The 26,029-nt window shown below is 57.8% G+C and carries 24 protein-coding genes; 9 read left to right on the forward strand and 15 right to left on the reverse strand.

Features of this window, described 5'->3' with window-relative positions:
• The first annotated feature begins 28 nt into the window (after positions 1-28).
• Positions 29-907, forward strand: coding sequence for an arylamine N-acetyltransferase family protein (locus KXG62_RS10795; protein WP_218091962.1), 879 nt, complete (start codon positions 29-31; stop codon positions 905-907).
• 34 nt (positions 908-941) lie between these two features.
• On the opposite strand, the gene KXG62_RS10800 is transcribed toward KXG62_RS10795, so the two are convergent.
• From KXG62_RS10800 to KXG62_RS10830, 7 genes are all read right to left on the reverse strand, one after another.
• A complete protein-coding gene (locus KXG62_RS10800; RefSeq protein ID WP_218091963.1) occupies positions 942-1,829 on the reverse strand; it encodes a D-alanyl-D-alanine carboxypeptidase family protein in 888 nt (295 codons plus the stop codon).
• A 233-nt stretch (positions 1,830-2,062) separates the two neighbouring features.
• Entirely contained in the window at positions 2,063-3,550 is a 1,488-nt protein-coding gene (locus KXG62_RS10805; RefSeq protein WP_218091964.1) for an S-layer homology domain-containing protein, read from the reverse strand.
• Between the two features lie 90 nt (positions 3,551-3,640).
• Positions 3,641-4,348, reverse strand: coding sequence for a response regulator transcription factor (locus KXG62_RS10810; protein WP_218091965.1), 708 nt, complete (start codon positions 4,346-4,348; stop codon positions 3,641-3,643).
• Positions 4,326-5,828 (reverse strand): sensor histidine kinase, encoded by a 1,503-nt coding sequence (locus KXG62_RS10815; RefSeq protein WP_218091966.1) that lies wholly within the window; start codon positions 5,826-5,828, stop codon positions 4,326-4,328. Before KXG62_RS10815 ends, KXG62_RS10810 begins: the two co-directional genes overlap by 23 nt.
• Before the next feature lie 325 nt (positions 5,829-6,153).
• Positions 6,154-7,725: a glycoside hydrolase family 3 N-terminal domain-containing protein gene (locus KXG62_RS10820; protein WP_218091967.1), complete on the reverse strand. Its 1,572-nt coding sequence runs from the start codon at positions 7,723-7,725 to the stop codon at positions 6,154-6,156.
• A gap of 30 nt (positions 7,726-7,755) precedes the next feature.
• On the reverse strand, positions 7,756-8,931 hold the full coding sequence (locus KXG62_RS10825) for an exo-beta-N-acetylmuramidase NamZ family protein (protein WP_218091968.1): 1,176 nt from the start codon (positions 8,929-8,931) through the stop codon (positions 7,756-7,758).
• 466 nt (positions 8,932-9,397) lie between these two features.
• Positions 9,398-10,249, reverse strand: coding sequence for a MurR/RpiR family transcriptional regulator (locus KXG62_RS10830; RefSeq protein WP_218091969.1), 852 nt, complete (start codon positions 10,247-10,249; stop codon positions 9,398-9,400).
• A 190-nt stretch (positions 10,250-10,439) separates the two neighbouring features.
• Between KXG62_RS10830 and KXG62_RS10835 the strand changes: the two genes are divergently transcribed.
• The 5 genes from KXG62_RS10835 (at position 10,440) to KXG62_RS10855 (ending at position 16,142) form a co-directional block, all read left to right on the forward strand.
• Positions 10,440-11,378 (forward strand): BadF/BadG/BcrA/BcrD ATPase family protein, encoded by a 939-nt coding sequence (locus KXG62_RS10835; RefSeq protein WP_218091970.1) that lies wholly within the window; start codon positions 10,440-10,442, stop codon positions 11,376-11,378.
• 35 nt (positions 11,379-11,413) lie between these two features.
• The gene (gene murQ / locus KXG62_RS10840) at positions 11,414-12,325 is read left to right on the forward strand and encodes an N-acetylmuramic acid 6-phosphate etherase (RefSeq protein WP_218091971.1); all 912 of its coding nucleotides are present in this window, start codon (positions 11,414-11,416) and stop codon (positions 12,323-12,325) included.
• 297 nt (positions 12,326-12,622) lie between these two features.
• A complete protein-coding gene (locus tag KXG62_RS10845; RefSeq protein WP_218092031.1) occupies positions 12,623-14,398 on the forward strand; it encodes an ABC transporter ATP-binding protein in 1,776 nt (591 codons plus the stop codon).
• Between the two features lie 14 nt (positions 14,399-14,412).
• A complete protein-coding gene (locus KXG62_RS10850; protein WP_218091972.1) occupies positions 14,413-15,087 on the forward strand; it encodes a response regulator transcription factor in 675 nt (224 codons plus the stop codon).
• Positions 15,084-16,142, forward strand: coding sequence for a sensor histidine kinase (locus KXG62_RS10855; protein ID WP_218091973.1), 1,059 nt, complete (start codon positions 15,084-15,086; stop codon positions 16,140-16,142). The genes KXG62_RS10850 and KXG62_RS10855 overlap by 4 nt, the downstream gene beginning before the upstream one ends.
• Before the next feature lie 64 nt (positions 16,143-16,206).
• Here the strand turns inward: KXG62_RS10855 and KXG62_RS10860 are convergent, their stop codons facing one another.
• Both KXG62_RS10860 and KXG62_RS10865 read right to left on the reverse strand, forming a co-directional pair.
• On the reverse strand, positions 16,207-16,662 hold the full coding sequence (locus KXG62_RS10860; protein WP_218091974.1) for an NUDIX hydrolase: 456 nt from the start codon (positions 16,660-16,662) through the stop codon (positions 16,207-16,209).
• Positions 16,663-16,736: 74 nt separating this feature from the next.
• Positions 16,737-17,879, reverse strand: a complete 1,143-nt coding sequence (locus KXG62_RS10865; RefSeq protein ID WP_218091975.1) for an MFS transporter — start codon at positions 17,877-17,879, stop codon at positions 16,737-16,739.
• Positions 17,880-18,094: 215 nt separating this feature from the next.
• Between KXG62_RS10865 and KXG62_RS10870 the strand changes: the two genes are divergently transcribed.
• Positions 18,095-18,304: a YrzA family protein gene (locus tag KXG62_RS10870; protein WP_218091976.1), complete on the forward strand. Its 210-nt coding sequence runs from the start codon at positions 18,095-18,097 to the stop codon at positions 18,302-18,304.
• 89 nt (positions 18,305-18,393) lie between these two features.
• Positions 18,394-19,662, forward strand: a complete 1,269-nt coding sequence (locus KXG62_RS10875; protein ID WP_246627388.1) for a glycoside hydrolase family 88 protein — start codon at positions 18,394-18,396, stop codon at positions 19,660-19,662.
• 127 nt (positions 19,663-19,789) lie between these two features.
• Here the strand turns inward: KXG62_RS10875 and KXG62_RS10880 are convergent, their stop codons facing one another.
• From KXG62_RS10880 to KXG62_RS10905, 6 genes are all read right to left on the reverse strand, one after another.
• The gene (locus KXG62_RS10880) at positions 19,790-20,851 is read right to left on the reverse strand and encodes an extracellular solute-binding protein (RefSeq protein WP_218092033.1); all 1,062 of its coding nucleotides are present in this window, start codon (positions 20,849-20,851) and stop codon (positions 19,790-19,792) included.
• 9 nt (positions 20,852-20,860) lie between these two features.
• Positions 20,861-21,091, reverse strand: coding sequence for a hypothetical protein (locus tag KXG62_RS10885; RefSeq protein WP_218091977.1), 231 nt, complete (start codon positions 21,089-21,091; stop codon positions 20,861-20,863).
• 15 nt (positions 21,092-21,106) lie between these two features.
• Positions 21,107-22,033, reverse strand: a complete 927-nt coding sequence (locus KXG62_RS10890; protein ID WP_218091978.1) for an AraC family transcriptional regulator — start codon at positions 22,031-22,033, stop codon at positions 21,107-21,109.
• Positions 22,034-22,171: 138 nt separating this feature from the next.
• Positions 22,172-23,032, reverse strand: coding sequence for a helix-turn-helix domain-containing protein (locus KXG62_RS10895; RefSeq protein WP_218091979.1), 861 nt, complete (start codon positions 23,030-23,032; stop codon positions 22,172-22,174).
• A 178-nt stretch (positions 23,033-23,210) separates the two neighbouring features.
• Positions 23,211-24,101 carry an NAD-dependent epimerase/dehydratase family protein gene (locus KXG62_RS10900; protein ID WP_218091980.1) on the reverse strand — a complete coding sequence of 297 codons (891 nt, stop codon included), beginning with the start codon at positions 24,099-24,101 and terminating at the stop codon, positions 23,211-23,213.
• A 76-nt stretch (positions 24,102-24,177) separates the two neighbouring features.
• Positions 24,178-25,368 carry a HEAT repeat domain-containing protein gene (locus tag KXG62_RS10905; protein ID WP_218091981.1) on the reverse strand — a complete coding sequence of 397 codons (1,191 nt, stop codon included), beginning with the start codon at positions 25,366-25,368 and terminating at the stop codon, positions 24,178-24,180.
• A 187-nt stretch (positions 25,369-25,555) separates the two neighbouring features.
• Here KXG62_RS10905 and KXG62_RS10910 point away from each other — a divergent pair, with 187 nt between their 5' ends.
• Entirely contained in the window at positions 25,556-26,002 is a 447-nt protein-coding gene (locus KXG62_RS10910) for a MarR family winged helix-turn-helix transcriptional regulator (RefSeq protein WP_218091982.1), read from the forward strand.
• Positions 26,003-26,029: the final 27 nt, after the last annotated feature.

Raw genomic sequence — 26,029 nt, forward strand, 5'->3', positions numbered from 1 at the left:
TATCATATGAGGACAGGAGGCGCTGCGCATGATTATGACGCTGGATGACATCCAATCGTATTTGAACCGAATCGGCATAGACGCTATCGAGGTCCCGACGCTGCCATACTTGTTCGAGCTGCATAAGGCCCATGTGAGCCGTGTTCCTTGGCAGACGCTCGATATATTTGCCGGACAACCGGCCACCATCGACGTACGGGAATCGGTGCAGCTCATCGTGAACGGACGAAGCGGCTATTGCTTTCACCTGAACGGCGCGTTCAGCACGCTTCTTCGCTCGCTGGGCTATCGCGTATCCATGCACCGGGCCGGCGTACAGCCGCATGGCGAAGCGCCGCGAATCAACTCGTTCCACCTGGGATTGACCGTCACGCTGGAGAACGAAGCGGGCGAAGAAGAACGCTGGATCGTCGATGCCGGACTCGGGGATTTGCCGTATGAACCGCTCCCGCTCCGGCAAGGCGTCTACACGCAAGGTCCTTTCATCTATCAAGTCGTTCCTTCCGGCATTGCGGAACACGGCTGGCGGCTGGTGCATGATCCGGGGGCGTCTTTTACGGGCGTCGACGTCGCTCCCGAGGTTGTGGATGGGGTCGACGTGTTTTCCGCGAATCACGAGCATTACAGCCGTTCGGCAGACTCGCCATGGATCGGGCTGTTTCTCATCCGCAACCGGCTCGCGATGGAAAGCAACGAGCTGCGCGGATGTATGTGGAGTAAACATGACGGCAGCGGCATCACAAAGACCGAGCTGCGGTCGCGAACGCAATGGCTGGACGTGCTGGGCGATGTGTTCGGCGAACGTCTGGTGCGGTACAGCGGCCTCGAGAAGGAAGCCATATGGCAAAAGGTACGGCAAAAGCATGAGGAATGGCTCCGATCAAAGGAGTCTGCACGGCGAAGCTAGGCAGCTTGTCCGATTCAACCGTCCGCCATAGCGGTTAGGGTCGCGCGAAGCCGTATGTCAGCAGCTTCCCCGTCTCCACAAAACGCGCTTCGGGCGCCGCCGTGCCCATCACGACGGTAATCAGCCGCCTGCCGCCCCGCATCGCCGTACCGGTAAAGCAATAGCCCGCCTCGTCCGTAAAGCCTGTCTTGAGACCGTCATTGCCCGAATAGGCGTAAGCTTCGCCCGGCAGCATCAAATTCGTAGCTTGCAATGTAAGGTTAGTGCGCGCCAGCGTCACTTGCGGTTTCCGGGTAATATCCAACACTTCCGGGTAATCGGTCACGAGACGGGCCGCCAGCTTGGCGATATCCCGCGCGGTCATCTCGGTATCTCCCGCCGCGGCGGCGGACTGGAAGCCGCGAATATCGGCTGATGGAAGTCCTGTCGCGTTGGCGAACACGGTGCCGGACGACAGTCCGAGCTTCTTCGCCGTTTGGTTCATACGCGTGACGAATTTGCTTTCCGTTCCGCTAGCCTGTTCAGCCAGCGCGACCGCCGCATCGTTGGCGGAGTGCACGACCATCGCTTCGAACAGCTCGCGAACGGTATACGTATCCTTCGGCTTGACGCCGATTTTCGACCCCGGTACATTGGCGGCATACGAGCTGATCCTTACTGTCTCGTTCCAGCGGCGCTTACCGGAGCACACGTCCTCCAGAATGAGCAGCTCCGTCATCATTTTGGACATGCTTGCCGGAGGCAGCGCTTCATCAGCGTTCGATTCATAATAAACGGCCCCCGTTTGCGCATCGATCAGGATCGCGGCCCGCGCATGAATCTCCGGCGCGAACAGCAGCGGCACGTAGTGCCGAACGAGCATGGCCATACACGCCGCGATGCTCGCTAGCAGCAGCCATCTCCCCCATTTTCTTCTCTTCATCAGCATTTCCCTCCATCGATCGTTCAACCGGCATCACCGGTCGAAACGGTTTATATGAAGGTAACATAAGCAAATAAATAATCTCGCAAGAAATCTTTAAAAATTCCTTAAGGAGCGAATTTTCTTCCTGAACCTTCACCCGCGACGCCTTGGAACCGTCCGTCAGCCACCGTAACCGCAAAAAAGAGGCCCAGCGTCATCCCGTGACAGAATGACCTGAACCTCGATCCTCCTTACTTGCCTTGCAGCATGACGTTACCGGCAACCGCCCAGTCGCCGACCGGCGAGACCTTGTACGAAACGGACGGGTTGAGCTTGCCGCCGGCCGTCAGCTCGAACGTGCCTTCCGCTCCTTTGCGGGTCTGCACTTTGTATTGCGCCGTCAACGTTTGTCCGCTTTCGTCCGTTAGCGTGACAGACCTGCCGGAGAACATCTCGTCCATCGGATCGGCTGCCAAAGCGACCGTCAGCGTCGTCTCGCTTGCCGCCTTGGCGGATTGAATCGACAGCGGCGCGATGGCTTTGGCTGTGAACGTATTTTCTTTCAGTGTAAACCAGTCCGACGATACCGTATAACTGACGCCCGGCTGCAGCTGTTGTCCGCTCGGCAAGCGGAACTTCGGCGCTTGACGTCCGTCGGTCGCCTGCGTATACGGCACATAATCGACGACGATCGGCTGTCCGTTCTCGGGTGTCAGCAGTGCTTGTCTCGATCGGAGCGACGAAATGACCTGATAGGTGACGCCGTTAAGCGACTGGTTATCGTCGATCGCGATTTCTTTGCCGCCGCGGCTGCCAAAATACGATTCGACGAGGTAGCCGTAATCCGCTACGCCGTCCTGCTGGCTGGACGTCACCTCGAACGTGTCGGACGTGACTTGCGCCGTGCCATTGAGCGTGATTTTATTCGTCATTGCCGTGAACGTGCCGGCTGCTTTGCCCTTATAGGTCAGCGTGTAGGTCGTTCCCGGCTTTTGCAGCGTGACCGGCACGATATAGGTGGAGACGGCGCCGTTCTTCAGCTGCGGAATGTTGACGATCGACAAGCCGTCCGTAAACGCGAAATTTTTCTTCGCCGTGTCCAGATCGACGTCTTGCGCCGTGAGCGGCGCGGAGAACGTCACCTCCAGCGTAATCGGATTGACCGCCTTCAGCCCGGTTACCGCGGCATCGCTTGACGGCTTACGCGGCTCGGCGAGATGCAGCAGCGAAGCGGCCTGCCCGCGGGTAACCGGCTTCTCCGCCTGGTAGCCGTCCTGGAACCAGGTTTGGATAATGGCCGTCTTCTTGGCTAATAGTTTACTCAGCGCATCCGTAACATAAGCTTGCGTCACCGGCTGATTCGGCTGAAACATCGCTTCCTTGCCCGGGATGACGCCATTGTCGATAAGCGCCTCCACATCGCCGGAATACCAATCGCCGCCGGCGACGTCGCGAAAGGCTGCATCCTTCGTCTCGTTTTCGATCAAGCCGAACGTACGGACCAGCACTTTCGCCAGCTCGGCGCGCGTGATCGGCTGGTTCGGGCGAATCATTCCGTCGCCGTAGCCGGAGAAGATATTCCGGTTCAGCATGTCCGTCATCGCCGTTTGATCAACTCCGGCCTGGGACAGGTCCGTAAAGGAAGCCGCGTCCGCGTTTGCTATTTGGATATGGGAAGGAAGAATCGCCGCGGAACCGATCGCTGCGGCCAATATCGCTCGAATCGCTTGTTTTCTCATGTTTCGTACGCCTCCTGAGGATGAATTGCTTTACAAATTCATCTTACCGGACGTTTCTAAACGGGCGCGAAACAACAGATTAAATAATTATTAAATCGTTCCGCTGCGGCCGGAAGCGAACCGGTAGCCCGCGCCCCACAGCGTCTCGATATATTCCGGCCGGGACGGGTCGGACTCGATTTTTTCCCGGATGCGGCGAATATGGACGGTCACGGTGGCGATGTCGCCGAGCGAATCCATCCCCCATATTTTCTCGAACAGCTCCTCTTTGCTGAACACGCGGTTCGGATGAAGCGCCAGAAACGTCAGCAGATCGAATTCCTTCGCCGTCATCGTCACTTCCTTGCCGCTCACATACACCCGGCGCGCAGCCGTATCGAGCACGAGACTGCCGGCCCGGATCTCCCCGCTCTTATGCTCCTTGCCGCCGGTCAGCCGCTCGTACCGGGCCAGATGCGCCTTCACCCGGGCTACCAGCTCGCTCGGGCTGAACGGCTTCGTAATGTAATCGTCGGCCCCGCCGCCGAGTCCGCGAATTTTATCGATCTCTTCTTTCTTGGCCGATACGATCAGAATCGGCACATCCTTGACGCTGCGGATTTGGCGGCATACCTCAAGCCCGTCCATGCCGGGCAGCATGAGATCCAGCACGATTAAAGCATAGTCTTCGCTCAGCGCCTTCCGCAGACCTTCGTCCCCGCTGCCGCATATATGTGCGCTGAACCCGTTCAGTTCGAAATAATCCCGCTGCAGGTCCGCGATGCTTGCCTCGTCTTCAATGATCAGTATGTTTTTCATAAGCCTCTCCATTGCCGCTAAGAATCGTTCGCTTCAGTGTAAAATAGATCGTCGTGCCCTGTCCGTACACGCTATCCGCTCCGATCGTTCCTCCATGCCCTTCGATCACCTGTCTAGCGATTGCAAGCCCGAGCCCGCTGCCGCCCGTTCTGGAATTGCGCGAGCTTTCGGCCCGGTAAAAACGGTCGAAGATGTGCGCCGCGGCTTCCGCCGGAATACCCGACCCGTTATCGGTCAGCCGAACCGTCACATCGCCCTCCCCCGGCTCGACGCGGACGACAATCCGCTTGTCCGCTTTGTCCATAAATTTGACGGAATTATCGATGATGTTGGAGATCGCCCGTCTGACCTTCTCGGGATCGATGAGCACCTCGACCGGCTCTCCCTGCCATGGGGCGTAATACAGTTGAAACCCTTGGGCTTCCAGATCAAACCGCTGCTCCTCCAGCACATCGGTCAAAAACCGGTTCAGATCGAGCTTCTCGAAATGAAAGGGCACTTTCTTCAAGTCGAGCTTCGAATATAAAAACAGCTCGTCGATCAGGCGGTCCATCGCTACCGTTTTGCCGAAAATGGTGTTGACGTATTTGTTCATTTTTTCAGGCGTGTTGGCGACGCCGTCGCGAATGCCCTCGATATATCCTTTGATGGACGAAATCGGCGTTTTCAAATCATGCGAGATGTTCGACAGCAGCTCCTTGCGGTTTTCCTCGTACTGCTGCTGCAGCTCCAGGGAATGATTCAGCTGCTTGCGCATTTCTTCAAAGGCGGTGGACAGCTGCCCGATTTCCCCTCCCGCAGCCGGCTCGATCCGAAAGTCCAGGTTGCCCTCCCGAATGCGGTCCGCCGATTGCTTCAGCTTTTGCAGCGGTACAATGATGCTGCGGGTTATGAAAGCATACAGCAGCACGTTGGCCAGCAGCAGCAATACAAACAGGATCGATATGAGCAGCGGCAGCAGCTTGCGCGTCAGCTCGGCGAACGGACTGCGCTCCCGCAGGACGAACACGCTTCCCGGCGACTGGTCGCCGAACACGAAGTCATACTTCGCATACGAAAAAAAACGGTCTGCGATATTGAACGTGCCCCGGATCTGAATGTTGCCCGCATCGTATTCTGGGAGATGCGTCTCGGGCTGAAGCGTCTTCCACGGAGGCGAAGCGTAATAAATGCTCGGCCCCTTCCGGATAATGAGCGTAGCCTGCGCGATCCGCAGCTTGTTGTCGTAGTCTGCCAGCAGCGCCCGATCAAGGAGCCGGTCAGGATTGTCGTTCTTCGTGATGTACTTCAATTCCATGAACAAGCTTTCGACTTCCGGCGATAACGGATTGAGCGCATAATGGATTTTGTAAAATTGCTTGATGCTCTTCATATCGCCCGTAACCGCCACCGTAATGAAGAAGGTTGTGGCCACGAAGATCAGGATCGTAATGAGCAGCGTTCCCGTATAGGAAAAAAGCAGCTTGAGCCGAATGGACATACGTCCCCTCCTTCCGCTTGTCGACGGTTCGGCAATACTCACAATGTATCGAAAGCCGGCGGCAAATTCAATGAAATCGCCGCGATTTAAGGATTTGTTAATAACTGAGGCGGCGGTAAGCAGAAGCGGCCACCGTCCTTGCCGTCATGTTATGGGTAGTTTGCCAAAAAAAAGAACACTTTAAGCCGTATGGAAGCCATACAACTTAAAGTGTTCCGCTTCTTCTTCGCTCACGCGGCGTTCAGCCAATCAACGGCTGGTGGCTGTAAGGCAAATGCCATTCCGGCCGCGGCGTCTTGCGCGCCGGATTAGTTGAACGCCTGCGTCATCCCCCGACGCAGCCCGCTGGGTGCAGTGCGCCGATCGCCACCGGCAGCCGGCCAGTGGCCTCCAGCTGCCCGAGCAGTGCCTTCGCCGCGCTGCGCAGCGCCAGCGGGCGGCTCTCGTACGCTGCGACATACGTCGATACGCCGTGAAAGGCGAGCAGATCACACGGACTGCACTGGGCGACGACGATCGGATCTTTGCCGACCGTCATCAGGCCGCGGATCAGCTCCGCCTGCGACGCATCGTACTGGGCGGCGTTGTATGTCGCGACAACAACCTGCTGCCCGTACCGAACGCTCCGCACCAGCTCCTGGTGCAGCCGCCCGACCTCCTGCACCGGCACCAAAAACTCGGTGACCGTGCAGCCGAGCTGACGGAGCGCACGGCCCAGCGTGAACGGCGCCTGCTTCGCTTCGTACGCCTGAAGATGCTCGGCCGTCTCGACGGAGATGACGTAGATCGAACCGTCGGCGGATACCGGCAGCAGCGCCTTTTCGTCGCGGACCACCGTGATGGACGCTTCGCTGATGCGCCGGGCCGCTTCCTTGTCCGCCAGGCGGCCGACTTGGGCAAGCGCGGCGAGCGTGGCCGCGCCCGCTTCCGGCTCATCCGCAGCGAGCACGCCGCGCCGCTCCTTCAGCGCAAGAAGCCGCCGCACCGAGCGGTCGATGCGTTCTTCGCCGATGCGGCCTTGACGCACCGCTTCGACCAGCGACTGAAGCTCGGCGAGACCGCCGGCCGGCGGTCCTGTCAGCACGATCAAGTCGGCGCCTGCCTCCACCGCTTCCAAGGCGGAAAGCGGCGCGCCGGGTCCGCTGGTCTCGGCGCAATTCGCCGCGATGACGACTTCATCGCCGAGCTGTCCGCGCAGACGACCGATCACCGCAGCAGCCGGACCGGCTTCCGGCGAAGGAGCCAGCAGCACGCCCGCTCCGGCTTCAACCGCCTGCGCATACGATGCGGCAAGCTGCTCCAACGTGTCGGCGGCTCCGGGTCCGCCCGGCTCGAGGCAGCCGGGCAGCAGCCCCGCCGCAGCGACGACGCCCGCGTCCTGAAGGCCGCGAAGGAACGGTGCGCCATAATCGCCGACCCGTTCCTCCCCTTGACTACCGACATGCAGGTCGTTCGGGCTGCCGCTTGGATCGAGCGCCGGAGCCATGCCGAGCTGAATGCCGAGCGCTTTCAGCTCGCGCCCGCTGACCAAGCCGGCCTCATAGGCGGCCGCCTTGTTCCCAGCGGCGGCGAGCGCCATAACGCCGGGCATCAGCGCCATGCCCTCGGCCAGCCGGGCAAGCGCGCCGCCTCCCAGCTCGGCGGCGATCCATAGCGGCAGCTGTCCGCAATCCCTCGCTTCGTCCTGCAGCGCCCGGCTCAGCTGCGCCGTCTGTCCCGTATCGCGCACGTTTCGGGCGCGGTACAGCACCCCGCCGATGCCGAATTCCCGGATACAGCGGATGATACCGGCATCGTCGTTCGGCTCCATCCCTTCAAATCCGCACAGGATCATCTGGCCTACTTTTTGTTCCAAGGTTAACTTGCCGATATCCCGAATTGCCGCCAGTCCTTTCATCGTCGTCCTTTGCTCCTTCCAGCAATCGAATCATGGTTTGCCGTACAGCAGACATGGCTTGGTTAGCGATTCCCACGCCTCTTGCTCGCGATCATACGTTTCCAGCAGACCGCGGTAGCCGCCCGTTTGACCCAGCGTTTGCCGCACCCGGGCTCCGCCGGACAACAGATCAATGAAATGCGGCCCGTCCTTTCGCGACGGCGGCAGCCATTCGAACATGCCCGGGTACAGCTTCAGGACCGACTCCAGCAGCGCCAGTCCGGTTCGCACCGCACGGAAAGATCCCGCATCCGTGACGAACAGCCGGACGCCGCCGCATAAGCGCCCCTGATGCTTCGAGAAGACCGGTGAAAAATAAACCGGACAAGCGTGCACGCCGGGGCAGCCGTATTCATGAAACAGCGCGGCCAGCCGTTCCCCGTCGATCCAGGGCGCGCCGATCGTCTCGAACGGGCTGGTCGTGCCGCGCCCTTCCGAAACATTCGTCCCTTCGAACAGACACGTCCCGGCGTATACCCGGACCGTGTCGATCGATGGCATATTGGGCGAAGGCGGCAGCCAATAAAGCCCGGTCGCCGCATACTCCATCGTCCGGTCCCAGCCCTCCATCGGGATCACCGTCAACCGGCAGCCGATCCGCCGGCTGTCGTTCACATAGCGGGCGTACTCCCCGATCGTCAGTCCCGTGGCATACGGAATGCCGGCTACGGCGCCGACCATCGATTCGTATCCCGGCTCCAGCCGTCCGCCTTCCGCACGGCAGCCGCCGAGCGGATTCGGCCGGTCCAGGACGACCAGCCGCTTGCCTGCCTCCGAGCAGGCTTCCATTAAATAGACAAGCGTGGACAAGTACGTATAAAAGCGCATACCCGTATCTTGAATATCAAATAATACCGCATCGATGCCGCCGAGCATGGCCGCATCCGGCTTCTTCCGCGTCCCGTACAAGCTGTATACCGGTATGCCGAGCGCCGGATGCGTTTCGTCCTCGAACCGTTCCCCAGCCTGACGCTCGCCGCGGATACCGTGCTCGCAAGCGAAGATCGCGTTCAGCTGCAGCCAAGGCAAGGCTGCGCAGCGCGTCAAGGTCGCTTCGAAGCGACCGTTGATTCCCGTCGGATTCGTCAACAACCCGATCCGACTTCCTTCCAGTTCCGGCTTAATGATCTCAAGCCGGTCCGATCCGACGGCAACCTGCTTTCCCATGAGCTTTCCCCTTTCATTCAAGAAAAAATCGTATTCCGGCTCCTTTTTTAGAGCCGCAACCCGTTTTCACTCTTGCGTGATGACCGGGTGCACCGGCCTTTCCGTTTCCTTTGCAGCTTCCCCTCCGTCCGCCTGCATCGATGGATGTGCGCATCCCGGCAGCGTCAAGCGCCATTGTCATCCGCAATCCGACATCTGCAAGCGTTGTCATTATAACCCAGCCGGCGGTGTTCCGCCAGACAAAGAAAAGTACAATCAGGAACCCCGCAGCCCGTCTTCCCGCCAGAGCATCGGCTTCGTCCGTCAAGACTGCGATGCAACCGCGGCAAGTCGGTTGCGCCGGTAGGCTTCCCGCTTGTACTTTTGTTTTTCTTGCTGTCCTATGCTGTTGTTGCATTGCGCCGATGCGCATGCCAATACCCGCCGGCGGCCATCCGATGATCTTCGGGCAGGCGCAAACCGTCGGTTACAATTTGGCCAAATCGCGAATAACCGCTCGGCTTTTGTCCAAATATTGAACGGCCTGCTCGTAGCTGCGGCTCGCAACGCCCAAATATAAGATGTCGATGACGTTCAGCTGCGTAATTCTCGAGCCCATCGCGCCGCTTCGGATTTCGTTCTCGGTGGAGGAAATGCATAAGGGGATATGCGAGTAGGCATGCAAGGCAGTCGTTCCGTACTTCGTGATGGAAATGGTCGTTGCTCCCTGCTCCTGTGCTGCCTTCATGGTGGCAATCACTTCCTTGGTTTGGCCGGAATACGATATGCCAACGGCCACGTCGCGCGGCGTCATGGTAACGGCGGCGACAAGCTGAACGTGAGGGTCTGCAAAGGAAAGACAGGTTTTATTGATCCGCAAAAATTTATGCTGCGCGTCGAGCGCAATGAGGTTGGAAGCGCCCATCCCGAAGAAAAAGATGCGTTCGGCCTTCTCCAGCGCGTCGATCGCCTTGCCCACCATTACTTGATCCAAAATTTTAACCGTATCCCGGATCGACTGCACGTTGTTCGCGGATACGTTCTGAATAATCGTTTCAATCGAATCATGAGGGCGGATTTCCTGGTATCCTACGCTGTCGGATGCGGTCTCCTGCAAATCGCCGGCGATCTTCAGCTTCAAATCCGGGAACCCTTTCAATCCCAGCGATTTGCACAGCCGGACGATCGCGGCCTGGCTGGCACCGCTGGACTCGGCCAGCTGCGCGACGGACCATTCGATCACCTGCTTCGGATCGTTCAGGATGCACTCCGCTACTTTGCGCTCCGACGGGTTCAGCCGGTCCAGCGCTTCTCTTAATCTCACAAGCCCGCCATTCATATCGGTTCACCTGCTCTCGTGAATGAATCATGCAGCTACATATAATAAATGTGATCGCTTTCAGTCAATCATTATTATACGAACAATGAAACATTATTTCAATATCATTTTTTGTACATAAAATTTAATTTTACTTCATAAAATTTTTTAGATATACTTAAGTTACATCGTTTGTTAAATAGGTGAGAATATGAAACTATACTTAGGAATCGACGGCGGCGGCACCAAGACAGAGGCAGTGCTGCTCGACGCTGAAGAACGGGAGCTGGCCTGTATTACCGGAGGCTCCACCAACCCGCATGCAGTCGGGTATGACACGGCCATCGCCGAACTGAAGGCGATCCTTGACCGCTCCATAGCGCAAGCGCAGGCGCAATCGTCCTCCGCTCCTCCCCGCTTCCGCATAGCCCTGGGAATGGCCGGCGTCAGCACGGACGAGGAGCGCAGCCTGATTACCGAGACCGTGACCGCTTATTTGTCCGAGAAACGGATAGAAGGCGAAGCGTTCGTCACCAACGACGCCGAGATCGCATTGACAGCGACCCTTGGCCGTGAGCACGGCGTGCTCGCCATCGCGGGAACCGGTTCCATCGTCTTCGGCTGTACGCCGGAGGGAGAGCGGTACCGTACCGGGGGCTGGGGACATTTGCTCGGCGATGAAGGCAGCGGCTACCGGATCGGGCTCGATACGCTGCAGGCGGTCATGCGCAGCTATGACGGCGTCTATCCGCCGACGGCCATGACCCGTCTTATTACGGAAGCGCATGGATATCATACCATAACCGAGCTGAAAGGTTATATTTATCAGCCCGGGATCAAGAAGCAGGACATCGCCCATTTCGCCCGTTATGCGATTGAAGCTTCCGCATCCGGCGACGAAGTAGCCTGTCAGGTCGTCGAACGCAACGCGCTCGAGCTGGCCGGACACGCCATTACGCTGATCAACAAGCACGCATCGTTTCATTGCGCGGATGTGGTGCTTAGCGGCTCCATTTTCAAACATAGCGCCTTATTCAACGAATCGTTCCGCCAGCAAGTTTCCGCCGCTTTCCCGCAGCTCCGTATGCACGACGCGCTGCATACGCCGGCTTACGGCGCGGCTCTGCTCGCCGCCAGACGAACGCCATAATACATTTATGATCAATCATAAGAAGGAGTTTGAGCATGAACTTACAGCAATTAAGCCAGTTGACCACCGAACAGGTAAATGAGCGCACCCGTCAGGTCGATCAATTATCCACAGAACAAATATTGACGCTCATTAACGATGAAGACCGACAAATCCCCGATGTCATCCGCGGCCTGATACCGAACATTACGATAGCCGTCGATTATATCGTTGAAGCGTTCCAGCGCGGCGGCCGGCTGTTCTATGTCGGCGCAGGCACGAGCGGACGCATCGGCATCCTCGACGCCTCTGAATGTCCGCCGACCTACGGCACCCCGCCTTCGATGGTGCAAGGGCTTATCGCCGGCGGATTCAAGGCCGTCAAGGACCCGGTTGAAGGCGCGGAAGACAACGAGGAGCTCGGCGCTTCCGACATGGATGTGAATCATATCGGGCCGAATGACGTCGTCGTCGGCATCGCCGCCAGCGGCCGTACGCCGTACGTGCTCGGAGCGATGAAGCGCGCCAAGGCGCTTGGCGCCAAAGTCGTCGGCGTCTGCAACAATCTCGGCACGCCGATGGTCGGCCTGGCCGATGTGCTGCTCGAAGCCGTCGTCGGACCGGAGGTCGTGCTCGGCTCGACACGGATGAAAGCCGGAACGTCGCAGAAGCTTATTCTGAACATGCTTACGACCACTTCCATGATCCGCATGGGCAAAGTGTACGGCAATCTGATGGTCGACTTATCGCCGTCGAACGTCAAGCTCGTCCACCGCGCCAAGCGCATCATCCGGCTGGCCACCGGTGCGGCCGACGAGGCGATTGAACGCGCCTATGCCGAGTCGAACGGCCAGGTGAAAACCGCCATCGTCATGCTGCTCGGCAATGCCGGATTCGAAGCGGCGCAGCAGGCGCTGGACGAAACCGGCGGCTTCGTCAGCAAGGCGCTGGAGAAGCTGAAACCGTAACTCGAACCTTCCTGAATAATACGCTTGATCATGCCGTACCGCGTTCTCCTGAACCCGGTACGGCATGTTTTTTTTGGCGTCAAGCCCCGCATCCCCTGCTCCCTTCCGCCAGCCCACACTACCCGATATGACAAAGCAGCGTGATTTGCCGTCAATTTAAATTCAATTTACATTGGCGTCGTATGCTGTTCCCAGACAAAAAAGCACCGCGCGGCAAGCCTACGCTGCGCGACCGCATAAGGAGAGTGTTTGGACGTGAAACCGAATCAAAACCAACCGTCCCGTCCGGGAGGTACGATGTTTCTCAAATTAATCCGCGAAACGAAGCCGCCGTTTGCGCTGCTTGCGATTGCGCTGCTCATGAGCGTAGCAACGACGGTCGCGGGGCTCGCTGTTCCGCTGCTGACCAAAGGGCTGGTCGATCAAGGCTCCATCTCTTCGCTGACGTCGATGCAAATCGCCGGCATGGTTGCCGTCTTCCTCGTTCAAGCGATAACCGGCGCGTTCTCCGTGTACACGCTGAACCATATCGGGCAGCGCGTCGTCGCTTCCTTGAGAGAGCGGCTGTGGCGGAAGCTGCTCGCTCTTCCGGTCGCTTACTACGACGAGCATGCTTCCGGCGAAGCGGTCAGCCGGATGACGAACGATACGGCCGTCGTCAAGGGCCTCATTACCGAGCATTTGTCCGGGTTTGTGACCGGCATCATTTCGATCGTCGGCTCGATCGGCATTTTGCTCTACCTCGATTGGAAAATGACGCTGATGCTGCTGCTGACGATTCCGCTCGCCGTCGCGATCTTTTTGCCGCTCGGCCGTCAAATGCACCGCATCTCCAAAAACGTGCAGAACGAAACAGCCGGACTGACGGCAGTGCTCAGCCGCGTGCTGTCGGAAATTCGTCTTGTCAAAGCATCGAACGCCGAGTCCCGCGAATACGAGGCAGGGAACGCAGGCATCCGCTCCCTCTTCCGCTTCGGACTCAAGGAAGCGCGCGTGCAGGCACTGATCATGCCGATCATCGGCCTCATCCTGATGCTGCTGCTCGTCCTCGTCATCGGATATGGCGGATGGCGGGTATCGACTGGCTCGCTCACTGCTGGCGCGCTTACGGCGTTTTTATTATACTTGTTTCAGATTGTGATGCCCGTCGGACAATTAACGCAGTTTTTCACCCAATGGCAGAAGGCGCTAGGCGCTACGGAAATGATTATGACGGCGCTGCAGGAGGAAGAAGAGCATCCGGGCTCAGGCGCCGAAATTCGTCAGCTGCATCAAACGATAGCGATCGAAGGCTTAAGCTTCGGCTACAAACCGGACGAACCGGTACTGAAGGACATCAGCTTCGCGATGGAGCCGGGTAAGGTCACGGCCATCGTCGGGCCGAGCGGCAGCGGTAAGACGACCCTGTTCTCGCTGATCGAGCGGTTCTACGAGCCGCAGCGCGGCGCGATCCGCCTCGGCTCTACGCCGATCGGCGAGTTCTCCCTGAGGGACTGGCGCAGCCGCATCGGCTATGTCTCGCAAGAGAGCCCGCTCATCGCCGGCACGGTACGCGATAATTTATGCTACGGTCTGAACCGCACCGTCAGCGAGGAGGAGCTGGACCGTGCGGCGCGGATGGCGTACGCCGATCATTTCATTCGCGAGCTGCCGCAAGGATACGATACCGAGGTCGGGGAACGCGGCATGAAGCTTTCCGGCGGACAACGCCAGCGGCTGTCGATCGCCAGAGCGATCCTGCGCAACCCGCAATGGCTTATGCTGGATGAGGCAACGTCCAGCCTGGACAGCAAGTCGGAAATCGTCGTGCAGCAGGCGCTCGATAACTTGATGAAGGGCCGGACGACGCTGGTCATCGCCCATCGGCTCGCGACGGTCGTCCATGCCGATCAAATTGTGTTTATCGACAAAGGAACCGTCACCGGCATCGGAACGCATGAGGAGCTGTACCGCTCGCATGCGATGTACCGGGAATTCGCCGACCATCAATTAAAAATCCGGGAAGCTTCCGCCCTGCTGCCGGACGCTTCGCCGCAACCGGACCGGGAAACGCAGCTGATCGAGCAAGGATGAAAGGAGGAATCACTATGACAACCATTTTGATTACAGACGACGATCCGCATATTCGCGAGCTGGTGTGCCATTTTTTGACCCGCGAAGGCTATCAAGTGCTTGAGGCCGCCGATGGCGCAGAAGCGCTGAAGCGGCTCGACAGCGAGAAGGCGGACTTGGCGGTGATCGACGTCATGATGCCGAACATGGACGGGTGGCAGCTGTGCCGTGAGCTGCGGGAGCATTACGATGTGCCCGTGCTGATGCTGACGGCCAAGAGCGAAACGCGGGATAAGGTCAAAGGCTTCGATCTGGGCGCTGAAGATTATCTCGTCAAGCCGTTCGATCCGCTCGAGTTGATCGTCCGGGTCCGCGCACTGCTCAAGCGTTACCGGATCGCGGCTTCCCAGACCGTGCAGGCCGGCGGCTTGATGATGAACCGCGCCACCTTCGAGCTGAGCGCAGACGGCAAGAGCGTGACGCTGCCGCTGAAGGAGTTCGAGCTGTTGTTCCGCCTCGCGAGCTGCCCGGGCGTGACCTGCGCAAGGGACACGCTGCTGGAGCAGGTGTGGGGATTCGATTACGAAGGCAATGAGCGGACGCTTGACGTCCATATTAACCGACTCAGGGAAAAATTTCCCGAGGAACAGCATTCGTTCCGCGTGAAGACGATTCGCGGCCTCGGATACCGGCTGGAAGTGAAAGCATGAGGCGCCGGTGGATCTGGAAGCTGCTCGGCATCCTGTGCGCGTGGCTCATCTTCATGTGGGCGAGCTGGTCGGGGGCGTTTTTCGCGGCGCACTGGCTCTCCCGCATCGCCGGATGGCAGCTGACGGGATACTGGCTTCAAATCGCCGGCAATACGATCGCGCTGTTGTTCATGCTGACCGTCATCTTTACGATCGGCGCGATCAATCAGCCGAAGCGGCGCCGGGGGCTGCATCTCATTCTGGATGCGCTGCGCCGTATATCGAAAGGCGACTTCAACGTAGAGATCGAGAACAAACAACCGAATGAGGGCTTCGGGGAGCTGATCACGAGCATTAACGATATGGCGGCCGGACTGAACCGGCTCGAATCGATGCGCCAGGAGTTTATTTCCAACGTGTCGCATGAGATCCAATCGCCGCTGACTTCCATCGGCGGCTTCGCCCGCGCGCTCAGGGAGCAGGATTTGAGCGCGGAAACCCGGGACCATTATTTGACGATCATCGAGACGGAATGCAAGCGGCTGTCGCGGTTAAGCGACCATCTGCTGAAGCTGAGCTCGCTCGATTCCGAGCAGCATCCGTTCGAGCCCGCGCGGTTCCGGCTCGACAAACAGCTGAAACGAATTATTTTGGCGTCCGAGCCGCTCTGGTCGTCCAAAGCCATCGAAGTCATTGCAGAGCTGGAAGAAACGAGCGTCATCGCGGATGAAGATCTGATCGGCCAAGTATGGCTCAATCTGCTCCAGAACAGCATCAAGTTCACGCCGGCCGGCGGCACCATCACCGTACTGCTGGAGCGCAGCGGCGACCGGGTCGCCGTCGAGATCGCCGATACCGGCGTCGGCATCGCCGAGGAAGAGCAGGAGCATATATTCGAGCGCTTCTACAAAGCGGACAAAGCCAGGGACCGGGCTTCCGGCGGCAACGGACTGGGACTGGCCATCGTGAAAAAAATTGCCGACATGCATCAGGCCGATATTACGGTTGCGAGCAGCCCCGGTCAAGGAACGGCGTTCCGCGTCTTTCTCCCGGATCGGCCGGAGACGAAGCCATAACCGACAAGACGCCTCCAACCCCAATTATGGCAAAGCGGGGATGGAAGCGTCTCGTTTGGTTTGATTATGCTCGCCCGTTGACGAAACCGAACGTGCCGTATGTATCGAAATAAATACCGTTCCGCGCATTGTCGAGCGCCCTCCGTACGTAAGGAATCACGTTGACGGGCAGCTTGTCCACCGCATACCACGCGAGCTCGTCGCATTTATGCGGCTCCTGATTGACCGGCAGTCCTTCCCACTGCCGCACTTCTACGAAAAAATCGATGCGCTCGTCGTCTTCTCTCCGGTGCATGATCCCGACGACGCGCACATCCTCCGGCCGGATTCGGATCCCGGCCTCCTCCTCCGCCTCGCGGACGGCTGCGGCAACTACCGATTCCCCGCCGTCGAGATGTCCGGCAATCACGCTGTAATTGCCGTCTTCATAACCCGTATTATAACGTCTGAGCAGCATGACCCGCTCTTCCTCCCGCAAAAAGACATGCACCGCAAGCGGTGCATGAAATCGTTCGCCCATTCCGCTTCTCCTCTCTCTCATCTGCTGATCCGTGTGCTTGCGCTTGCGCTTTCCTATGATAGCATATTCATTCGCTACTTGCGCATGCGGGACAGCAAGACGCTAACACCGTAGGCAGCCAGCGCCACCCCGCCGCAAAGAAACGGCAGCGTGAAGGCGTCGAACGCGGAGATCGCATACCCGCCTGCAAGCGATCCGGCGGTAATGCCCGCATATAACGCCGTATTGTTCCAGGCCATCGCCGTCCCCCGCTGCTGCGGGTATTGAGCCGCCAGCCGCGCCTGATACGACGAAAAGGCGGCGTAGCCGGTCAGCGCCCACATGAACAAAAAGAAATATACCCAGTCCCCGGCCGAAAAAGCAAAGCCCAGCGCGATGAGCGCAGCCGCCAGCAGCAGCAGCGCGGCATTGGATATGCGCATCACCCCGAACTTATCCGTCAGCTGCCCGCTGATCAAATTGCCGAACACGGCGCCGATGCCGTAAAACGTTACGGACAGCGCGATTTCCGAAGGCGAAACGCCGAGCTCCGAATAGAGCGCTTCGCCCAAATAGACGTACAGCGCATACATGGATACCGCCCACAAAAAGGTAACGCCGACCGACGCGACGACGGAGCCGCCATGCTGCGAAAGCCGCGACTGCTGTTCCGCCGCGGAAGCCGCCGCCCCCCACAGCTTCATATGCGCGGCGGCCAATATGGCTCCCGCCACGGCCATCAGCCCGAAGATCGGCCGCCAGCCGATCTCCTGCTCCAGAAACGATCCGAGCGGCGCCCCGATCCACAGCGATGTCAGATGACCGGAAACGACGATCGACAGCCACGTTCCTTTGCGGTGGGACGGCGCCATATCGCCGATCGCGGCGTAAATCAGCGGTGTGACAGAGGCAACGGCCAGCCCTGCGAGCACCCGGCTTGCGATGAGCCATCCGTAGGTCGGCGCATACGCCGTCAACGCGTTCGCCAGCGCGAACAAGCCGAGACCGCACACGATCAGCCCGCCCCGCCCCCTCCTGTCGGACAGCCGGCCCAGAAGCGGCGCCGATACGGCATACGTTATCGAGAATGCGGTCACCATCCAGCCGGCCGCTGCCGCGTCAACCTGATACGTTTGCGAAATAAACGGCAGTAACGGAGAAATGACGAACAGATCCGTCCCGATCAAAAATAACGTGATCCAAGCGACCGCCAGCACGATGCTCCCCCTGCTTCCCACGATGCCGCCCCCTTCTGCGCGAATTGCTACATGTATATTCGAGGCTGGCTGGAAGTGCTTCTCGAATGGCTCGAATGGCGCGGCGAGCCTCCCTCGCGCCTCCGCCGTTCTGTCCGAATCACCGAAAGCGCTGAGGCAGAGACCGATGCAATCGCGGCCAATTCATGTATAATGAAGAAGGCACTGGCTCAATAAAAGGATAAGGTGATGGAACGATGGAATTTATTCTCGATAAAATCGATACGAAGATTGAGTGGTTCGAAGCTTACGATCTGAAGACGCTGGAGAAAAAAATCGAAGAGCGGATCGAAATCAATAAAGGCATCCTGCTCGACGTCCATTCGGTGCAGCATCAAACGACGTTCGACCCGAACCGGAACAAAATGCTATATACGGCAGTCGTGCATTTCAAAGCCAAATTATAACGGTTCCGCATCGCAAATAACTGCTGCAACCCGTACCGCCCTGTGATAAGATGGGATTTGGAAGTTTAAGGAAGGTCGGGTGAGCGCGTGTGCGTATACGTACCCTATCCATAGGCATTTTGGCGGCTCTCACATGGCTCGGCGGCTGTCAAAGGCCAGGCCCGGAACAGGAACAAGCCAAGCTCCAGCCGGCGGATGCTCCAGCCTCCGCCGCCGCTGCGCAGCAAGACGCCGGCTGGAAGACGGCAATCCGTCAGGCGCTGGAGAAGACGACGGCCATGATCCCCTACTTCGAAGGCAAGTCGTACCCGCATGTCAGCGACAAGACGTGGAAGTACAAGAAAGAAACGTACAACAACTGGACAGCCGGTTTTTATCCCGGCATGCTGTGGCTTTCATACCAGTACACCGGCGACGGGAAGTTCAAACAAGCGGCGGAGCAAGCGACGGCGCGGTTTAAAGACCGGCTCAGAAACACAGGACTGTCGGACACGCATGATCTCGGATTTTTGTATACGCTTACAACGGCTGCTCAATGGATGTCGGCACAAGACGACTCCGCCAGACAGACGACCGTCCAGGCGGCGGACGCCTTGCTCAAACGGTACCGGCCGGAAAGCGACCTGATTCAGGCTTGGGGCAAAAAAGGCGATAAAAACAACGGCGGGCGCATCATCATCGATACGATGATGAATTTGCCGCTGCTGTACTGGGCCAGCGAGCAAACGAAAAACGACGCTTACCGCAAAGCCGCCGTCGCCCAGGCGAACAAAACGCTGAAATACATCGTGAGGCCCGACCATTCGTCGTTCCACACGTATTATTTCGATCAGACCAGCGGCCAGCCGCTGCGTGGAGCGACGCATCAAGGCTACAAGGACGATTCGACCTTGGCGCGCGGCCAGGCCTGGGGCATCTACGGCTTTGCGCTTTCTTACCGTTATACCCAAAACGCTGAATACCTGGAAGCTTCACGCAGCATGGCGCGCTATTTTATCGAGCATCTTCCGCCGGATCAAGTCGCGTATTGGGACTTCAACGTCCCGATTCAGGCCGATACGCCTCGCGACAGCTCCGCTTCCGCGATTGCCGCCTGCGGCGTGCTGGAGCTGCTCGGACATCTCCCGAAGGATGACAAAGACCGGGCGTACTTCGAGAAATTCGTGCAAACGTCCATGACCTCGCTCGTGAATGACTACAGCACGAAAAACGACCCGGAGGCGCAAGGGCTGCTGAAATACGGCGCGTACAACGTCAACAACAAGGAATTCAATCAGCATACGATATGGGGCGATTACTTTTACCTCGAAGCCTTGATGCGGCTGGACAAAGGCTTGCACGGGTATTGGTACGAGTGAAGGAAACGGGCCGCCTGCCGACTTGATCCGCGTTATGCGGCCAAGACGGCGGGCGGCCCGTTATGCTGCGTTTCCCAAGATTGCCGGCATCGTTGCTGCCCGAAGCTCTCTGGGCTGCGCTCCAGCCTTATTTGCTTTGCTCCGCGACCTGCTTGTCGTTACGCTCGGCGGCATCCCGCAGCGCCGTATTAACGTCGGTGCCCTTGGTCACCGCTTCCAGAGCCGCGAGCAGCTCCTTGTTGGCTATCGCGTTATATTTCGTCTTCAACGTCGGCGCCGCATATTTCGGAGGAATCATCGCCTTCACATTTTTCCCCTTCACGTAAGGCAAGTCGGCCGCGAAGTCGTTCATCGCCGAAGTATCTTTCAAGATCGTGATGTTGCCGGCGCGAGCGGCATATTTCTGGAACTCGTCGGATATCGTGTAGCTCAGCACCTGAAATGCCGCGTCGCGGTTTTTGCTGGTGCTCGTCAGGAAGAAGTAGGTAGGATACGACTGCGAACCGATGCCCGGCTTTCCTTCCCAAGCCGGATAAGGGACGACATCCCAGTTGACGCTGTCCTTGTACATTTTCTCGGCGCCGCTTAGCGTCAGGAACATCGCTACCGTTTTATCCTTGTAAAACGGGTTTTGCTGGTTATCCAAATAATACCGGTTGCCCGGCAGCTCATTCCCGGGAATTTTGTAAAACCGGGCCTGATTCTCAAACGCTTTCTTGATCGGCTCCGTCATGAACAGCGCCTTGCCGGTTGCCGGATCCTGCGTCGGCGACTCAAGCTGGTTCAGCATCAGGCCGAAATCGAACGCCATCGTCAGCCCCTTGAAGTTCGTGCCGCTGTCCTGACGCGTCATGGTGCGCGCCAATTCGTACAGCCCGTCCCACGTGATCGCTTCCTTCGGATACGGGATGCCGAACTTATCGAACAAATCCTTGTTGTAATAAAGGATCAGCGAACGCGTCCAAGACGGCAGCCCGTAGATGCCGCCGCCGGCCATCTTGCGCTGAAGCTCCATTGCCGTAGGCTCCAAACGGTTCAGATCGACCTTATATTTCGTAATCAGATCGGTAATGTCGCTTTGCAGATTGTAATTCATGACATTCACACCGGTTGATTCGACGACGATATCGATCGTTTTGCCCGATGTGATGAGCGTCGGCAGCGTCTGGCTGTTGACTTGGGGAATGATCTCGAACGTTTATTTCGGAAACCTTTCTTTCAGCTTGTTCCCGTACTTGTCCATGAGCAGCTCCAGCTTTTCCCCGGTCGTATCGTAAATGACCAGCTCGGCCGGCTGTGCCGCCGGATCTGCCGTCGGCGTCTCTTCCTTCGGCTTGTCAACGGTGCCGCTTGCCGCTCCTCCGCAAGCGGACGTCACTACGCTGACCGCCAACATCCATATCAAGACCGTACTTTTCCTCTGCCGCATGGTCCATGACCTCCTTCAGCTCCATTCGCCTGTGCGGTTCGGCGCCGTTTCGAATGCGGGAAGGCACAGCGCGGAAGGCTCTAGCAAAAAAGGCTGCACTTTTTTCCGGTATTGTTCGGGCGAGAGACCGACGTATTTTTTGAACAGCCTGCTGAAATGGGATATGTTCTGAAACCCGACTTCGCGGTACGCATCCGTTACGGCGCAGTCCCTGTTCAAAATAAACATAATTTTCGCCTGATTGATCCGGTATTTGTACAAGTAGTCCATAATCGTCGTGCCGGTCCATTCGCGAAACAACCGCGACATGTAATGCTTGTTCATGAAGACGCGCTGCTCCAGCCATTCCAGCGTGATCGTCTCGCGGTATCGCTGCTCGATCAGCGACACGATCGTTTGCACGTTCCGCTCCTTGTCCGCGCCATCCGGCGCTCCCCCCTGCGCCTTCTGTTCCATCGCCGCTTCGCATTCGCCGTAAATGAGCCACAGCATATCGAAAAAAGCGAGTAAAAAACGGTTGAACAACGCCGTATTGTCGCTGTAGTAGTACTTATGAATACGCTCCAGCAAAGCTTCAAATTCGGCTTTGCGTTCTCCGCGCAGCCGGATGCGCCGGTTCTTCAACAGCTCGAACGGGCGAAGCGGATTGAGCGGACCTAATGTCTTGTGAAATACCCGCACGATTTCCGGATAAAACGAAAACATCGATCTGACGTATTCGTTCGCCTGGTCGGCGATCGGCCCGTGCAGCGTCATCCCGTTCATAATAATCACATCGCCGGACTCCAGCTCGAAGATTTCGTCGCCGATCATATACTCGCATTGGCCTTGATGAAAAAAATAAATTTCATACTGCGTATGCGTATGAAACGATTTGACGAACGGGCTCCTGTGTTTGTAATAATATTCGTTGAACAGCGGATACCGCCTCGATAAATTCATCGACTCCCCTCCTCCCCGCGAAACTGTCCGTACCTGCATCATTAACGTAACATAGCCGGATGGTCTGCGCTGTCCTCCCATTCATGCGGGCGGTTCGTCATTTGACTGTATTTGATTTGTTAACAGGAACCGCTTCGGCTACCGGCCGCGCGCCGCCGTCTGCTGCATCAGATGTCTCCGGTACCGCTCCGGCGTCATCCCCACTTGCGTCTTAAACATTCTGCTGAAATGGGACACGTTCTTGAATCCGACCTGAAAGCAAATGTCCGTCACCGTATGCGCCTGCTGCGAATAAAACAGCTGCTTGGCCTGATGAATGCGGCGGCGGTACAAATAATCGAAGATGGTCATGCCGATCCGCTCGCGAAATATTTTGGACATATATTGTTTGCTGATATGCAGCTCGCGCTGCATCTGATCCAGCGTTACGTCTTCTTCGTATGCGTTTTCAAGATAGGCGATGACTTTGCGAACGTTGCGCTCCTTATCGGTTACGGTATAGTTCGACGCCTTCATCGCCGGCTCGCACTCGGCATACGCCATCACGAGCAAATCGAAGAAAGCCATCACCAGCCGATTGAACTGAACCCAATCCGAACCGGCGCGAAACCGTTCGATTCTCGCCAGCGTTTCTTCGCATTCCGCCTTCGCTCCCCCCGCCAGCCGAATATGGTATTGCCCCAGCACTTCAAAAGGCAGCAGCAAATCGATCCCGCTGACCTGTCCTTCCAGTCTTCTCAAATGGGACGGCGAGAAAGCCATCATTGTATGGACTAGGGAGGCCCGAGCGTTCGCGCGCATGCTGTGCTGCGTCGTTCCGTCCATCAGGATCAGGTCGCCGGGAGCCAGCTGAACTGCTTGTTCCAACGCCAAGTGCTCTCCCGCACCTTCATGAACATAATATATCTCGTACCGCGGCACGCCGGAGCGCTGATGATCGCTACCGCACGTGCGCCGGTAATGGTATGCATCGAACAAAGGAGGCCGTACACTCGTCATACTCCCCACTCCCCGTGCGATTATCTCATCCTACGATTAGTGTACCCGCGCAGCTTGCCCGCTGCCAATCCCCTGACGTTTCGAAAAGTCGTCGATAAAACAAAAAAAGCACTCGTTCCAACCGGACCTCGATTGGAAGTGAGTGCAGTATCAAAAACGCCACAGCTTAGGCTTAGACTTAAGCTTCGCCGCCGGCCGACGCAATCTCCCGGATCAACGCCGGCATCCAATCCCGGATCGACTCGAAGCGGTAGCCCTCCGCTCTAGCTTTGGACGTATCCAAATAGTACGAATCGGGGATGGCAAACGGAGACAGATGCTCCGCTTCCGCAGCCGGCGTCATGATCGCTTGGCGCCCCACCGCTTCCTCCGTCCAAGCGATGATGTCCCGCATCGTAACCTCGCCGTCGGAACAGGCGTTGACCGGACCAGTCAGCTGCGGCACGTTCGCCAGCCACGCAAGAAACGATGCCGCTTCGCCCGAATGAATGAACGACATCCGCGCCTCTGGCTGCGGCACGCCGATCGGCAGCCCGCCGCGCACATGCTCGACGTGAAAATGCAGCCTCCGGGTGTAATCATCCGTTCCGAGTACGATCGGAATGCGCACCGCGCATACCGGGAAGTTGGCCTGTTGGAAAAACACGGCCTCGGACTGCCGTTTCCCCTCCTCGTATGTGAACTCCGAGCGGCCTGCAAGCTTAACCGGATACGCATACGGGTTGAAATCCCCTTCCGTAATGCGCTGCGGTTGATGGTCATACACCCCGCGCGTCGAGACAACGATATATCTGCTGGTTTTTCCTTGGAACGCTTCGCACGCATCCGCCGCGTTTTGCGGAGAATAGCAGATTTGATCGTAGACGACATCCCACGGTCCGGCGTCTGCTGCAGCTCGCAGCGACCCGGCATCCTCCCTGTCCAGAACGAGCCGCTTTACCTGCCCCTCATGCGGATCGGGCGTACGGCCCCGGGTGGCGATCGTCACCTCGTTGCCTTCATCCAGCAAATGCTGCACCAGTTTTTTTCCGAAAAAGCGGGTTCCGCCCATCACAAGCACTTTTTTCATTCCGTTGCCCCCTGGTTGTTGTATACAAATGAAAACGGAGCGCGCGCTGCAAAGCGCGGCTCCTCGCCATACCGGATCAACCGTTGAACGCGGCTCTCATTTTTTTCGCTGCGTCGATATTGTCGTAATAGTCGGGGCTTCCGCTCAGCAGCCAGTTGCGATGGCGCACGGCGGTCTCCTCCTGCTCCGGCTCGCCGTACGTCCAGCTCTCGCCGATGCCTTCCACGTAATCTTTCATCAGCATCAGCAGCGCGGCAGCCCAGTAACGCGTCTCCCGCACCGTAGGCACGAGCGGATAGTACTTATCGTATGCCGCCCGGACCAGCATATGGACCACTTCCTGGTAAATCGCCGGGATTTCCGCTTCGCTTACTTTCGCTGCGAGTGCCTCCGGCATCTCCGGCTCGTCCGTCGAAGCGTGGCCCTCGTATTCTTCCTGCGTGACGAAGCCTTGCTGCTTCGCAAGCCACAGCTTCATCCGGTCAAGCGCCGGCTTGTAGGCCGCAGGCACCGAGACGGTAAGCTCCGGCTTCGGATCGTCAAGATTGATAACGAACGATTCGCCCATCTTATGAATCCGGGCATTGCCGCGCACGCCAAGCCAGCGAAGTGCAAGCAGCGCATGGGTCCGCACCTTGCCGTCAAGCTCCTCGTTGCGGCATACGCGGCGCAGCATCTTCTCGCTCCGCGGATCGGGAAGCATACAGAGCAGCCGCACGCCGGCCAGCACCGCTTCCGTATCCGAGCTGTCGATCCACTGCTTCACCTGGTTAATGATTTGATCGAACGTTTCATCCATGAGCCAGTCCAGCTCCAGGCGCCGTCCCGCATATTCCTCCAGCGACAGCATCCCTTGAGCCCGCAAAGCGTCTTCCCCGTGCCGCTCGACCAGCTGCCCGTAGGAGCGTTCCAGATCGTCAGCAAGCTCGTTGAGCGTCTCTTTATCTTGCCCGGACGGGCTATGATGGTTTACGACGCCCCGCACCCACTCGGACAGCGCGCGCGGATTTTGCTGCCACAGCATCATCGCGAAGGCGATCAGGTCGCGGTCGTAAGGCAAGTTCGGCTGAAGCGCGAACCGGGCAAGCGCCGTCTGGGAATCCTGTTCTTTCCGCATGAGGCTTAACGACAGTACGAGGCCGTTCCAGGCGTTGCCGCTCTCCCGATCCTCCAGCATCGCGCGGTAAAAGCAAAACGCTGCCGCACCGTACGATTCCGCCTGCAAGTAATGACGGCCTAGCGCGCCGATATCTCCAATTTGACTCATGTAATGTTCAGCCCCCGTGAAAGTGTCGGTTAAAAAAGATATATAGGACAAGTATACTTTAAATCGGCAAGGAATAAAAACCCTTTCAATGAACTTTGTTGCGAAATCATAGTTGCAAGCGCAACGATTCCAGTCCTATAATGAATAGTGGCAAAGGCAACTATCGTCCGGCCTGAAGGAGGAAGTTATGACCGACCGTAAAAATACGATTCCCCGCTGGGTATCCCTTCTATATCGGTACGGCCAAATGTACGTGGGCGAACGGCTGAAGCATTACGATATCGGGAAGGGCCAATACATCTTTCTCAATGCGCTCTACAAGCAAGACGGACTTAGCCAGGAGCAAATCTCGAGCGATTTGAAAATCGACAAAGGCACGACCGCGAAGGCGCTCAAGAAGCTGGAAGCGCAAGGGTACGTCGTAAGACAAGTGCGAGAGGAGGATAAACGCTCCTATCGTGTGTTTTTGACGGAGAAGGCGCTGCTCATCAAGGATGATGTCCGCTCCGTGCTTGTGGAGTGGCGCAACATCTTGACCGAAGGCTTGACCGAGGAACAGAAGCAGCTTGCGCTCGAGCTGCTGGAGCGAATGGGCAGCAATGCCGCCAAATATGAGAAGAACAGCGAAAAATAATATCAACCTCTATACATCTTGATCGAA

The sequence above is a fragment of the Paenibacillus solanacearum genome, from assembly GCF_910593845.1.
GTDB lineage: Bacteria > Bacillota > Bacilli > Paenibacillales > NBRC-103111 > Paenibacillus_G > Paenibacillus_G solanacearum.

Excerpts from the sequence above, each read along its gene's own strand:
- KXG62_RS10815 (WP_218091966.1), bottom strand. The coding sequence starts at position 5,828 with ATGTCCATTCGGCTCAAGCTGCTTTTTTCCTATACGGGAACGCTGCTC.
- KXG62_RS10820 (WP_218091967.1), bottom strand. The coding sequence starts at position 7,725 with ATGAAAGGACTGGCGGCAATTCGGGATATCGGCAAGTTAACCTTGGAA.
- KXG62_RS10900 (WP_218091980.1), bottom strand. The coding sequence starts at position 24,101 with ATGAAAAAAGTGCTTGTGATGGGCGGAACCCGCTTTTTCGGAAAAAAA.
- KXG62_RS10885 (WP_218091977.1), bottom strand. The coding sequence starts at position 21,091 with ATGCGGCAGAGGAAAAGTACGGTCTTGATATGGATGTTGGCGGTCAGC.
- KXG62_RS10895 (WP_218091979.1), bottom strand. The coding sequence starts at position 23,032 with ATGACGAGTGTACGGCCTCCTTTGTTCGATGCATACCATTACCGGCGC.
- KXG62_RS10845 (WP_218092031.1), top strand. The coding sequence starts at position 12,623 with ATGTTTCTCAAATTAATCCGCGAAACGAAGCCGCCGTTTGCGCTGCTT.
- KXG62_RS10795 (WP_218091962.1), top strand. The coding sequence starts at position 29 with ATGATTATGACGCTGGATGACATCCAATCGTATTTGAACCGAATCGGC.
- KXG62_RS10890 (WP_218091978.1), bottom strand. The coding sequence starts at position 22,033 with ATGAATTTATCGAGGCGGTATCCGCTGTTCAACGAATATTATTACAAA.
- KXG62_RS10825 (WP_218091968.1), bottom strand. The coding sequence starts at position 8,931 with ATGGGAAAGCAGGTTGCCGTCGGATCGGACCGGCTTGAGATCATTAAG.
- KXG62_RS10850 (WP_218091972.1), top strand. The coding sequence starts at position 14,413 with ATGACAACCATTTTGATTACAGACGACGATCCGCATATTCGCGAGCTG.
- KXG62_RS10805 (WP_218091964.1), bottom strand. The coding sequence starts at position 3,550 with ATGAGAAAACAAGCGATTCGAGCGATATTGGCCGCAGCGATCGGTTCC.
- KXG62_RS10870 (WP_218091976.1), top strand. The coding sequence starts at position 18,095 with ATGGAATTTATTCTCGATAAAATCGATACGAAGATTGAGTGGTTCGAA.
- KXG62_RS10800 (WP_218091963.1), bottom strand. The coding sequence starts at position 1,829 with ATGAAGAGAAGAAAATGGGGGAGATGGCTGCTGCTAGCGAGCATCGCG.
- KXG62_RS10860 (WP_218091974.1), bottom strand. The coding sequence starts at position 16,662 with ATGGGCGAACGATTTCATGCACCGCTTGCGGTGCATGTCTTTTTGCGG.
- KXG62_RS10855 (WP_218091973.1), top strand. The coding sequence starts at position 15,084 with ATGAGGCGCCGGTGGATCTGGAAGCTGCTCGGCATCCTGTGCGCGTGG.
- murQ (WP_218091971.1), top strand. The coding sequence starts at position 11,414 with ATGAACTTACAGCAATTAAGCCAGTTGACCACCGAACAGGTAAATGAG.
- KXG62_RS10835 (WP_218091970.1), top strand. The coding sequence starts at position 10,440 with ATGAAACTATACTTAGGAATCGACGGCGGCGGCACCAAGACAGAGGCA.
- KXG62_RS10830 (WP_218091969.1), bottom strand. The coding sequence starts at position 10,249 with ATGAATGGCGGGCTTGTGAGATTAAGAGAAGCGCTGGACCGGCTGAAC.
- KXG62_RS10810 (WP_218091965.1), bottom strand. The coding sequence starts at position 4,348 with ATGAAAAACATACTGATCATTGAAGACGAGGCAAGCATCGCGGACCTG.
- KXG62_RS10905 (WP_218091981.1), bottom strand. The coding sequence starts at position 25,368 with ATGAGTCAAATTGGAGATATCGGCGCGCTAGGCCGTCATTACTTGCAG.
- KXG62_RS10910 (WP_218091982.1), top strand. The coding sequence starts at position 25,556 with ATGACCGACCGTAAAAATACGATTCCCCGCTGGGTATCCCTTCTATAT.